General features: G+C 32.4%; 11 protein-coding genes and 1 riboswitch. Of the genes, 10 read left to right on the top strand and 1 reads right to left on the bottom strand.

Annotation, left to right across the window (positions count from 1 at the left end; genetic code table 11):
• The first annotated feature begins 6 nt into the window (after positions 1–6).
• From AC3WJF_RS08210 to AC3WJF_RS08190, 5 genes are all read left to right on the top strand, one after another.
• Positions 7–1,578: a hypothetical protein gene (locus tag AC3WJF_RS08210; RefSeq protein WP_492451064.1), complete on the top strand. Its 1,572-nt coding sequence runs from the start codon at positions 7–9 to the stop codon at positions 1,576–1,578.
• Positions 1,568–3,103 (top strand): murein biosynthesis integral membrane protein MurJ, encoded by a 1,536-nt coding sequence (gene murJ, locus AC3WJF_RS08205; RefSeq protein WP_492451062.1) that lies wholly within the window; start codon positions 1,568–1,570, stop codon positions 3,101–3,103. Before AC3WJF_RS08210 ends, murJ begins: the two co-directional genes overlap by 11 nt.
• A 406-nt stretch (positions 3,104–3,509) precedes the next feature.
• A complete protein-coding gene (wecB, locus tag AC3WJF_RS08200) occupies positions 3,510–4,658 on the top strand; it encodes a non-hydrolyzing UDP-N-acetylglucosamine 2-epimerase (protein WP_492451061.1) in 1,149 nt (382 codons plus the stop codon).
• 521 nt (positions 4,659–5,179) lie between these two features.
• On the top strand, positions 5,180–5,332 hold the full coding sequence (locus AC3WJF_RS08195) for a YwzD family small protein (RefSeq protein ID WP_492451059.1): 153 nt from the start codon (positions 5,180–5,182) through the stop codon (positions 5,330–5,332).
• 114 nt (positions 5,333–5,446) lie between these two features.
• Positions 5,447–5,656 (top strand): hypothetical protein, encoded by a 210-nt coding sequence (locus AC3WJF_RS08190; protein ID WP_492451057.1) that lies wholly within the window; start codon positions 5,447–5,449, stop codon positions 5,654–5,656.
• Between the two features lie 146 nt (positions 5,657–5,802).
• Here the strand turns inward: AC3WJF_RS08190 and AC3WJF_RS08185 are convergent, their stop codons facing one another.
• Positions 5,803–5,955 carry a hypothetical protein gene (locus AC3WJF_RS08185; RefSeq protein WP_492451056.1) on the bottom strand — a complete coding sequence of 51 codons (153 nt, stop codon included), beginning with the start codon at positions 5,953–5,955 and terminating at the stop codon, positions 5,803–5,805.
• Positions 5,956–5,972: 17 nt separating this feature from the next.
• Positions 5,973–6,060: riboswitch (cyclic di-GMP riboswitch) on the bottom strand.
• A gap of 607 nt (positions 6,061–6,667) precedes the next feature.
• On the opposite strand from AC3WJF_RS08185, the gene AC3WJF_RS08180 reads away from it, so the two are divergent.
• The 5 genes from AC3WJF_RS08180 to AC3WJF_RS08160 all read left to right on the top strand — a co-directional run bounded on the left by AC3WJF_RS08180 (position 6,668) and on the right by AC3WJF_RS08160 (position 12,412).
• Positions 6,668–7,030, top strand: coding sequence for a DUF5684 domain-containing protein (locus tag AC3WJF_RS08180; RefSeq protein ID WP_492451054.1), 363 nt, complete (start codon positions 6,668–6,670; stop codon positions 7,028–7,030).
• A gap of 895 nt (positions 7,031–7,925) precedes the next feature.
• On the top strand, positions 7,926–8,081 hold the full coding sequence (locus AC3WJF_RS08175; protein WP_492451053.1) for a magnesium chelatase domain-containing protein: 156 nt from the start codon (positions 7,926–7,928) through the stop codon (positions 8,079–8,081).
• 133 nt (positions 8,082–8,214) lie between these two features.
• A complete protein-coding gene (locus AC3WJF_RS08170; RefSeq protein ID WP_492451051.1) occupies positions 8,215–9,900 on the top strand; it encodes a sensor histidine kinase in 1,686 nt (561 codons plus the stop codon).
• Positions 9,887–11,008, top strand: a complete 1,122-nt coding sequence (locus AC3WJF_RS08165) for a response regulator (protein WP_492451049.1) — start codon at positions 9,887–9,889, stop codon at positions 11,006–11,008. Before AC3WJF_RS08170 ends, AC3WJF_RS08165 begins: the two co-directional genes overlap by 14 nt.
• 204 nt (positions 11,009–11,212) lie before the next feature.
• Complete coding sequence (locus AC3WJF_RS08160) at positions 11,213–12,412, top strand: ABC transporter substrate-binding protein (RefSeq protein WP_492451116.1); 1,200 nt, start codon at positions 11,213–11,215, stop codon at positions 12,410–12,412.
• Positions 12,413–12,566 lie beyond the last annotated feature (154 nt).

Below are 12,566 nucleotides of genomic sequence, written 5' to 3'. Positions count from 1 at the left end.
AAAAAAGTGACAAAGGTATTAACAAATAAAACTAAAATCTATCCCTGGATTAAAATTGGAAACATTAATTTTAGAGGATATTTTGTATTAGATAATTTCCTTTATCGAAATGAAAGTGCTATAAAAGTATTACAGAAAATGTTAAAGGAAAAACATCTGAATGAAATTCTCCCATTACTAAATGGTATTTTTTCTATTGTTATTGACACAGGGGACGAAGTCCAATTTGCAGTAGACCGTATGAGAAGTTTACCACTTTTTTATTCTATTAAAGATAAGATAATAATAATTAGTAATATTGCTGAGAATATATTTAACAATTTAGAAAAGGTAAATTTAGATGTAGTTTCATTAGAAGAATTCGAGATAACTGAACGTTTCGTGACTGGGAGTAGCACACTTTATAAAGAAATTAAACAAGTTCAGGCAGGAGAAATAGTTATTTATAATAAAAAATACAACAAATTAACTAAGCAGTTCTATTTTAAACATTCAACTGATTTAGTTTCAAAAGAATCCTTAAAAAAGCAAAGAGAGGAATTTGAGGATATTTTTAAAATTGTTTCTAATAATATGGTTACTACACTAGATGGTAGGACGGCTGTCGTTCCATTAACAGGTGGTGTTGATTCTCGAGAATTATTGGTGATGTTGGATTTAGTAGAATATAAAAATGTAATTTGCTACACTTGTGGAAAGTATGGTAGTAAGGAAAGGAAAATAGCGAAAGAACTAGCAGAATACTTTGGTTATAGATGGATAGGAATCGACTACTCCAAAAAGAAATGGAAAGATTTTTCAAGATCATCCGAGCTTATAGAGTATCGTGAATTTGCAAATAATTTTACTAGTTTACCTCATATTTTAGAAATCTTAGCAGTTAAAGAACTTATCGAGAAACAACTTATACCTAAAAATAGCGTTTTTTTACCTGGGCATGCGGGTGCAATAGTTGGAGGGAGACTGCAGAAAGATTTCTTAAATATTGAGTCTATTAGTTTTAATGAATTTAAAAAGATTATTAAAAGGGAATTTTACCAAAATAAGAACTTATCCTCAAAATTAGAAGAGAAAATATCATCCAATTTTACTTGTGAAAATATTAATAATAGACAGTTGGAAGCCCAGTTTCATAATTTCGAAATGATAGAGAGACAATCTAAATTCATTTGTAATTCAGTAAGAGTTTACGAATACTTTGGCTATGAATGGATATTACCTTTATGTGATTTAGAGTTTTTAAATTTTATGAAAAAAGTACCGTTAGAATTAAAGAAAAATAAAAAGTTTATAAGAGACTTTATTGGGTTAAATGTAATAGAATCAACGGCAGATGATACAACATATAAAAAAATTTCTAATATTATAAGAAAAAAAACATTGTCAAGAATTATTATTAGGAAGGCTTCCAAATTAATAAAATATTATTCAGATCCTTTACTAGTTGGTGGTTTATATGGAAAGTATCAATATTTTAAAGAGTCTTTAAAAGGTAATGAGTATTTTTCCAGTAATACTCTTGAATGTATTGCTTTCTTAAAATTAGTGAAGGGAAAAAGTGTAAAAAGTGAAAAGTAAAAGCGTAATTAAGGCGACACTTTTAGTATCTTTAATTGCAATTCTCTCAAAAGTTATTGGCTTTTTAAGAGAAGCTATTATTGCTGCATATTATGGAGCGAGTGCATCAACTGATGCTTATTTTTTCGCGCAAAATATGCCTGGAATGATTTTTCCCGCAGTTTGTAGCAGTTTATCGACAGCATTTATTTCATTATATGTTAGTAAGACTGTTAAAAAGGGGGAAAAAGAAGGCGACATTTTTGCATCACGTGCTTTGACTATCGCATTAATGATTTCACTCGTATTAAGCATAATGGCTTTTTTTCTATTACCTTATTTTGTTCCGGTATTTGCCCCTGGATTTGATAAGGCTACTGTTGAATTAGCAATAAAACTATCTCGTATAACTATGGGATCCTTTGTACTAACAATGGCTCAATATATGTTAACGGCGGTTTTAAATTCAAAAAAGTTTTTTTACGGTGCACAAATATCTGGTGTAATTCAAAGTATGATTGTAATTATTGTAACTTTATTATTTGGAAAGGGTCAAAGTGTTGAACTTCTATCATGGACAGTTGTTGCTGGTTTGGTAGTTCAGGTATTAATATTATTTTCATTTGCAAAGAAAAAAGCACAACTATCATTTAATGGGAAAATTAATCACGATATAAAAAAAATGATTGTAATCGCACTGCCAATATTACTTGGTAATAGTATAGTTCAGATAAATTCTATAGTAGATAGATTTCTAGCATCCAGCTTAAAAGAAGGAGCTGTTTCGGCATTATCTTATTCTAATTCTCTTAATTCTATTGTAACTTCAGTTTTTATAGTATCATTATCCACTGTTTTATATCCAGCCCTTACGGAACATGTATCAAGTAAAAACTATGCATTATTTGGTGAGAACATTTTAAAAAACCTTATTATTTTATTAATCATTATTACACCAATATCTATAATAACAATAATAAGTTCAAAAGATATAGTTTCATTTGTATTTGAGAGAGGTAATTTTAATGAAGGAGCAACGAATTTAACAGCTATGGCATTAAAATATTATGCCGTAGGTTATACATTTATAGCTATTCGAGAAATCACAATTAGAGGATTTTATGCTTTAGGGGATACCAAGACTCCTATGTATAATGGTATTTTAGCGGTTGTAATAAATATTATTTCAAGCGTTGTGTTGATACGTTTCATGGGGATTGGAGGATTAGCACTTGGATCAGCAATCTCTGCATTTATTAGTGCAATACTTATGATTAAAAGTATAAAAAAGAAGATACGGTTTATATCAGTCTCAGATCTTTATCCAACTTTTATTAAATTATTATTGTCGGCAATTATCATGATACTAGTACAGAACTTTTTTTATATGTATACATCTAGTTTTATTCCCCTGTTAAGATTTATGTCATCTTGTGTACTGGGCTTAATTATTTACTGGGTAGTTTTATACTATACAAAGTGTAAAGAATTAGATTACATACTAAGCCTAATTAAAAGGAAATATAGAAAATTAAATAATAAATAGGTAAATGGGACTGTTAGAAAATATTGGAAACCATACACGTAGTTTATGTAAAATAGGGTACTAATGAATACTTTATTATTTTAAAGATATTTTTCTATAATTTATGAAGACTTACCAAAAATCATTTATAGCATAGAAGCGATTAGGCGATACTATATAAAATTGTCATTTTAAAAGTGTTTGCTATTATTCTCTAATGACATTTAATTTTAGATATCAAGCATCCTTAAAGTAGAGTATATCAAATTAGATTTCTCTTATGGAATCAGGACTACAATTACCTGATTCCTCTTTTTATCATCTCAAAGAGTCTCGGACTTTTGGGATCAGACAACTACTTATCTGGATAGTTAATATATTAATCAATAAAGTTACAACAAATAATTTTATATAAGGAGTTAAAAAGATGAAAAATAAAAAAATAAAAGTTATGACCGTTTTTGGAACAAGACCAGAGGCAATAAAAATGTCACCATTAGTGTTAGAACTTCAAAAATATACTGATCAAATTGAATCTATAGTAACCGTAACGGCTCAACATAGACAAATGCTTGATCAAGTACTAGATATTTTTAATATAAAGCCTAATTATGACTTAGATATCATGAAAGACAAACAAACATTAACAGAAATTACTATAAGTGCCTTAGAAGGTCTAGATGATATTATGAAGAAGGTAAAACCAGATATAGTATTAGTACATGGTGATACAAGTACTACGTTTGTCGCAAGTCTTTCTTCTTATTATAATCAAATTAAAGTAGGTCATGTAGAAGCGGGATTGAGAACTTGGAATAAGTATTCTCCTTTTCCTGAGGAAATGAATCGGCAATTAACAGGTGCCATAGCAGATTTACATTTTACTCCTACTCAACAGTCACAACAAAATTTGTTACGTGAAAATAAAAAAGCTGGAACAATATTTGTTACAGGGAATACTGCTATTGATGCATTAAAAACCACAATTAAAGAATCTTACCAGCATGATATTCTCGATAGAATTGGAAATGATCGTTTGATTCTACTAACAGCTCATCGCCGAGAGAACTTGGGACATCCAATGAGAAATATGTTTAAAGCTATTAATAGATTATTAGCAGAACATGATGACATTCAAGTTATCTACCCTGTACATTTAAACCCAGCAGTTAGAGAAGTGGCAAATGAAATTTTGGGTAATAATCCTAGAGTTCATTTAATTGAGCCATTAGATGTTATTGATTTCCATAATTTCGCGTCTAAGGCTTATTTAATTTTGACAGATTCAGGTGGTGTACAAGAGGAAGCTCCTTCATTAGGTGTTCCTGTACTAGTTTTACGGGATACTACTGAAAGACCAGAAGGAGTGGAGGCAGGGACACTAAAACTTGCTGGAACAGAAGAAGAGACCATTTATCAATTAGCAAGCGAATTATTAAATGATAAAGATAAATATGATTTAATGTCAAAATCTAGTAATCCATATGGAGATGGACTAGCATCTCAAAGGATTGTTGAAACAATACTATACCATTTTGGGTTAAGGAATGAAAAACCAAAACCATTTTCTATGTAGAATTATGTTTTGATATAATTTATGGTCACGTTTACATCCTTAATTTACTAAATAATTCTGTTGTTTGTGCTTATGAAAAATATAAGCAATTAGTAGAAACGAAGATGCTATATCCATATGCATAGTTTTTCAGAATTTCGATACACCATTAACCTTTTATACACAATAATTTTGAAGTGTAGCTATAAAATTTGTATTTTAAGAGGGGAATGGATATAGCAATTTTTTTAAACGGTAGTTGGTTTTGAAGTGTTCTCGTCATGTTAGTTAGAATCGTGCTTGAACTGTTATCCATAGATCTCAATGAGAAATTAGATTACACATAAAAACGTAGGATTCTTTTTCTGAATCCTTTTTTTATTAGCCTTTTAGCAAGACAGCTTAAATCAACGTTTTTTCCAATAGGAGGAAAAAATATATGGAAGATAAAATGGAAATTAGAAATCATTTTCCACAGAATTCGTAAATAATCATTTATTTTGATGGATTGAAAAATATCTCTATACTTACGGAGGAAGAATATGAACGGGAAAATAGATGAAAATCAATTGAAGGAAATTTTAGATTATGGCTTTCAAAAAGGAAATAATCAATCAGAGATATCTGTTATCGAATTAATACAGGAATTATCAACAAAGCTTATTCCTTTAGTGAAAAAGGAAGAGAAGGAATGAACGATTGAATGGTTTCGTTTTTACCAGGTGTTGTATACAAAGAGGTTGAGTAAATTATAATTTTACCTTTAATTTTTTTGAATTAGGTTATCTTATCATGGAAGGAAAATCAATATGATGATGAATATGTTAATGATCCCAGGGAGTATCATTAGTAAAAACTATCCTAAAGATGTATTTGTGCGATCCTTATATGGAGGGGGAAAATATTATATAACGGGAGGAACAAATGACTTTTCTATTAATTATATATCAGATAATGAAATAGATGGGATAGTGAACATTGTGCAAGACATTTTTGAAAAAATACAAAAATCCTCTTAGAAAAATACCTACCATGAAAATACTACTTCATTATCGCAGCATTGATGTAAAGAAATAGATCTATTTAGAAATTAATAGCCATGACACCAATTTCTTTCCTTGAAGTAATAGAAACAGTAAAAACTCTACTACATAGAAAAAGAGCGCTAGCTAGCACTCCTTTCCATCGTCTGATCAGAAATGAACTGAAAATGTTCCTCAGCCGCATAACTTTCTCTTTTTACAAGAGAGATGTTAATTAGGCTAAAAATACCAATTATTCCGGCTACTGACATAAAGAAAATTAGTATTCCGACCATTTGTATGCACCTCCACATTCGGTAACTGGCTGGCATAGTGTTCTCTGCACCGTAGCCCCTATAGTTTTGCGTCCTAAGATTTCTCTTAGTTTGCCGTTGTCACACGAGAACGTACATAATATATATCGACTAATATGAATAAATATTTAAATGCTATTATGTTTAAGGAATAAAAATAGTATCTGAATTAGCTTATTAACTAAATAAAAGAGAAATAAATTACCCACTAATACCAAAAACTATAATAATTATCCACACTACCACTGAAAGTAACCAACACATACCAGCATTAGAACTATAAAATTCTAAATGAAGATTTATGTAGAATTTTAGCGAAAGTTGTTGACACAATTTCGTAATAATTTTAGATTAATAATATAGATAATTCCTAAAAATAGAAAGATTCTTAATTGAAAGGAGAGGGAACTAAAAGTAACGATAATCCACAAACCATTATTATGCAGAAACATGAGGAAATGGATTATCAGTTGCCGGATTAGTTTTAGGGATTATTGGAGTTGTCTTGAATCTTATTCCTACAGCGCTACTAATAATAATCGGTGCTATTAATATCAACATAGAGAAACATGTAAACGGGGAAATAATGATTATTGCACCATGTAATGAGACGACTGATTTTTCATAGCAATTATTTATTGATTTATTAAATGGTTAATTTTAAAAATTAGAGTATTAAATAAGGGGAGTTTGTATGGAAAATTCTATTATTGCATTTTATTTGATTTTTGGAGTAGCTTGTTACGTTGTTAATGGGATCGCATTTATGAATTTGGCTAAAATTGCTGGCCGCAACGATATCGCTTGGATGGCATGGATTCCAATATTAAATGTTGTTCAACAATTGCTATTGATTAAAAAAAGCGGTTGGTGGATACTAATGTATTTGGTGCCAGTAGCTAATTTTATTTTTGCAATTATTTGGCAAGTTAAATTATTGAATGCTTATGGCAAAAGTGGAGCCTACGTATTATTTGATATTTTCTTAACCCCTGTTTATCAAATCCTCTGGGTTGTCTGGGGATTTTCGAAAGAAACAAAATATCATTTAGTGTAGGAAGTTAACAGTTTGGTATTAAGTTAGGGTGCCCGTCACGCCTTTAAAAATCTGGTTTCACGGGAATGTTTTATAACAGATTTTAATGAGAACAGTGCATTTTTAAGCGATTAAACTGGCTTCATTTATCCCTACCACAATTGACTATGATGGAATATATTGATCCATTCACAGGTGAAGAGGTACAGAAAAAGAAACGTCAGTAAATAGAAGGCTTTTGAAGCTTGGCCAATAAAAGTAGTACACTTGGGGAACCATTAAGAGGTCCTTTAGGGTCTGGTCAGCAACAAAGTCTTTCAGCCGCAGAGAAACCACCCGTAAAGATAGTTCTTCTCATTAATAATTTTACCTAAACATACTGCCTTTGCAGACCAGTAGTTACAAGTATTGACCAAGGATTTGTCCCTCCTTGGTTTATTTTATGTTTATATAGTATACCCAGATTAATAAAAATTTCAAATATTGATTTTGTTTTTCGAAGGTACGGTCACAGTGACGCTCCAAATAAGAAGTTTGTTTTGTCAATCTTGACCACGATAACTTTTATTGAAGGTTGTAAAAGGATGGTAGTTTTTCAAGGCTAAACCTCAAAATTTACCGATGATGGGTGAATAATGACAAGAAAAGTTATATTTTTTTTGTTATTTTGAAGGACTTTAAGTTTTTTTGTAGAAATGGAAATGTAGATGTATCCCTTTACATTTCTTTTTGACTAAATATCCCCTATATTTCTTCTAGATTTATTCTACGAATTTTTTAGATATTCAAAATCCCAATATGTATAATAACTCAATAATTGGAGGTTTACTATGACTGTTTATGGTACCATTATTGGCTTTAAGAGTTTAGAAGGGTACCGTTTGCAGGTAGAGGCATTACATATGATACGGAATCAATGGTAATTGTAGGGTTGCCTGCTGCCTCTGTTAAGGAATCTAGGGAGCGGGTGTTAACATCGATCGCTCATTTTGACCTTGATGGGACAGATAAAAAGGTTGTGGTGAATCTTTCTCCAGCTGATCAAAAAGTATTGTCGCAGGGACATCTCTAAATTTGTCGAAACGGATAGAGACAAAGGGACAGGGAGCCTTGTCTTCGGTGAAGGATTCCTGCCTTTAGTATTTCAAATATTCATGTATTTCCTTTTATATAGCAACATTTTACAGACGAGGGATGAACCATAAATGTTTACAAATAGCCTTAGTACGCAAAAAAGATTATTTATTATGTTCTTGTTGGTAGCATTGATTCCACTATTGACACTAGGAGTTATTGCTTACAAGCAATCAGCAAATGTGGTGAATGGTAAATTATCAGATTATAATGAATTTGCAGGCGAAAAAATTGAAACACAGCTTGATCAAACATTGGAGGATATGTACTATGGGGCTGCTGCGATAAAACAATATGTGTCGGACAGTACTTCTATTGATTTAAAGCATCAAATACCTAAGACCTATTCTGATTTTAAGGCAGCAAATAATCTGGAAAGAATGCTTGAGGCCCATAAAAAGTCTAATATTCGCGGGATATATATTATTACACCATCTGGTTATTTTTACGGCCATAATGATCTTGAAATAGATAAATTTAAAAGGGAAGAATTATGGAAGCGTGCTATCAAGAGTGGAAATTCGGAAATAGGGATATCTGATTCCCCGCATTATGAAATGGATAATCCTAAGCATATACTTAGTTTAATCGTACCACTTAAATCTTCGTTTGGTGTTTTAAATAATAGTTATCTATTAATCGAAACGAATGTAGATGATTTATTTGAATTAATGAAAGTATTAGAGAATCGTTTCCATTCAACCATTTTTATACGTAATGAAGCTGGAGGTTTCATTTATTCTACTAATAATAATAGAGAAAACGATAAAGATGATATTGTCTATACTGAACAGACACAAACGAATAATTGGACAATAGAAATCAGGATTCCGCGGGAGGAGTTTTACCGATCATCCAATATTATCTTTAAAATAGTCTCTATTGGAATTTGCATTTCTCTTGTGCTGGCGCTTCTCCTATCCTATATATTCTCTAATCATTTTACTAGAAGAATATTGAAATTAAAATTTGCCATTGATGAGGTTAGCAAAGGAATATTTGATACAAAATTGCATTTTCACATGAAGGATGAAATTGGAAAGCTTGGGTTACATTTTAACCGGATGGTGGATAAAATAAAGCAATTAATGGAAGAGGTAAGGGAAAAGGAGACGGCGAAGCGTGAGGCAGAGATGAGGGCGATTCATTACCAAATTAACCCCCATCTATTGTTTAACACATTGAATACCATTCAGTGGAAAGCACGACTTGATGGCAATGTGGAAATCGGATCTATGCTAAGGCATTTATCGAAAGTATTAGAGGGCAACCTGAATTTCAATATAGAATTAATTTCTTTAGAAGAGGAGCTGGAATCCATCCAACATTTTTTAGCCATACAAGAATTAAGGTATGGTCCCAACTTCACATTTACATTACGGATGGATGAAAAGTTGAAATACGGATTGATTCCGAGAATGACCTTCCAACCTATGCTTGAAAATATTTTTTTTCATGCTTTTGAGGACGGTAAAGGTGAGATAGAATTGGAGATTAATATACTGAATGACTACTTCCACTTCATTTTAAAGGACAATGGAAAAGGAATATCACAAGAAAACCTTCAAACACTTTTCTCTAGAAGCTCGAAGGTCGGGCGCGGTGGGATAGGTTTATCCAATATAAAACAAAAATTTACGGTTCATTATGGCAAGGAGTATATTATTCAGACAGATTCAGTTGCTAATGAAGGTACAATGATTTCTATTACTTGGCCAAAAAGGTGGGTGGAGACGGATGCAAATGGAACCGATTAAAGTGCTCCTAGTGGATGATGATACGATTGTTCGAAGGGGATTAAAAGCAACGATAGATTGGGAGAAGTATGGGATGGTTGTGGTCGCGGATGCTCCAAATGGGAAAAGAGGATGGGAAGAATTTATAACCCACCATCCAGATATTGTGATCACGGATATTGTCATGCCGGAGGAAAATGGACTCGAGCTTTCAAAAAAAGTGAAAGCCCATTCCCCTGAATCCAAAATTTTGTTGCTTAGCTGCCATAAAGATTTTGAATATGCACAAGAGGGACTAAAACTTGGGGCTTCCGGCTATTTACTAAAAACCGATTTTGATGACCAAGAAATCGACCACTTTCTTTCTGAATTTCAACAGGAGATTAGAAACAAGAAGGGAAATATGGATAATGATTCAATCGTTATTCAGGAATCTTTTTTACTGTGGCTTAACGGGTATGAAAATGATTTTGAGCAGACATTGAATATTCTTTTTCGAAAAGGTTGGAGTTGGATGAATGATTCTTATCATGTCTTCTTTATTCAAAATCCTCCTGAATCATGCGGAACTATTTTCAATCATTCACCCCAGTCTGTAACTTTGCATTTTGGACGGCAAGCCATTTTTTTCTTTATTGAGGATACCTGCCATAAGGAGTTTCTGACAAACTTAACAGAAGCACGGGTAGAAAAGACCAACTTGAACTGGATTCAGGCTGGACCGCTTCAAGGAAAACAGGATTGGATGAAAATTGTTACGGCCATGCATCATATACAAAACCAAACTGATCCATTAACCGATTATCCAACGGGAATTTTGTTGGCAGTCGAGTATATCGTAAGAAATTTATCTTATCCCATGACGGTTTCTGACATTGCCTCCGCTGTTAAAATGAGCAGAAGCCACTTAAGCACGCTTTTTAAGAAAACAATGGGTATTAGCATTCATTCCTTTATTGATAAAAAACGTCTTCAACTTTCAAAACAGCTGTTAATGGGATCTACCCTTAATGTTCAGGAGGTTGGAGAACAAATTGGAATACAAGATTCCAAGTATTTTAGCAAATGGTTTAAACGATGTGTAGGATTGACTCCTACCAATTATAGAATCGAACAAAAAGACGAATAAAACAGTACAAAATAACTCCTAAAGATAAATTAAATTAAAAAATACTAACAATTCAAAACAAATAGAAGTTTCTAACCGCTTTCACACACGATAAAATGAAAGCGGTTAAATTTTTTTTTATCTTAAATAGAGAAGGGAAGAGGGGTCCGAGTGAAGAAACGAAAATGGTGGTTAACGATGTTGGTTACAGTTGTTATCCTTTTGATGACTGCATGTAGCTCAAATTCTTCTGGGGATGGGGAAAAAGACGGGAAGAAGGTCCTTCGTTTTGCAACCTGGGATACGGGAGAAACATTAAAAATTCAACAAGATATAGCGAAAGAATTTGAAAAGGAAAACAAAGATGTAAAGGTTCAAGTGGAGGCATATGGTGATGGATTTGACCAAAAAATTGCCGCTTCGTTTGGCGCAAAAAATCCTCCAGATGTTATGTATATGTGGGATTTTACTACCTACCATCAGTCATTAGAACCATTAGATTCCTATGTAGAAAAAGATGCAGATCTTAAAATGGATGATTTCTATGATGGATTGTTTAACTACTCGAAAGTAGACGGAAAACTTTATGGAATGCCTGCTGGATTTTCAACGATGGTTGTGTATTACAATAAAAAATTATTTGATCAATACCATATCTCTTATCCACAAACTGGCTGGACATGGGATGAATTTAAAGATATTGCAAAAAAATTAACGGATAAAAGTAAAAAACAATACGGTTTTGCTGTTACATCAGAGCCGGATACGTATGATTTACAAAGCTTAGTTTGGAGTAATGGAGGCAGCTTTATTAGTGCGGATGGAAAGAAAATTAAAGGTGTAATGAATAGTCCGGAGACGGTAGAAGCACTTCAAATGTATGGTGACATGGTTAAAGACGGTGTTGCTGTCTTAACAGGAGGGAAAAATCAACAAAGTGCGAGTGATATTTTTAAAGCAAATAAATTAGGAATGGTTATAAGTGGTATTTGGCCGCTTGAAGGCTTTAAAGAAGCAAAGGCTGATTTTGGAACAGTTGAAATGCCTGCTTTCGGTTCTAAGCCTATTAAAGGGGTGATTAGTTCCTCCTCCATTTCCATTGCAAAGGATTCCAAAAATAAGGATCTGGCATGGAAGTTTGTGAAATTCTTTTCCTCTGAAAAGGCAATCAAGATGAGAACAGCGGACCTTCCGGTAAGAAAAAGTGTAGTAGAAGAAACAAAGGTTCAAGATGATCCATTATATAAACCGTTCTATACAATGTTGGAAAATGCTACAGATACACCAGCATTTTTATTAAACAAAAATTGGAACGAGGTAAATCGTAACTTATCTGCAGCGGTTAATGCCATTATGCTTGGACAAAATGGAAAACCATTATTAGATAAAGCAGTGAATGAATCGGAGAAATATTTATCTAAGTAAAAGGCTCTTTTCTTAAACTTTTGTGCTATTTAAATATGAGTAAAAATCGGCAGTAGGATTTTTACGGTGATTTTCTGCTACCAAATGAAAAACGAAATGTAGAAAAGAGCGCGAATCCTATCCGTTTCAAGGATTATATACTTATACGAAAAGC

It is taken from the genome of Heyndrickxia sp. FW510-T9, from assembly GCF_058781025.1.
Note: the sequence above shows the minus strand (reverse complement) of the source record. Positions and strands in the feature narration are given on the sequence as shown.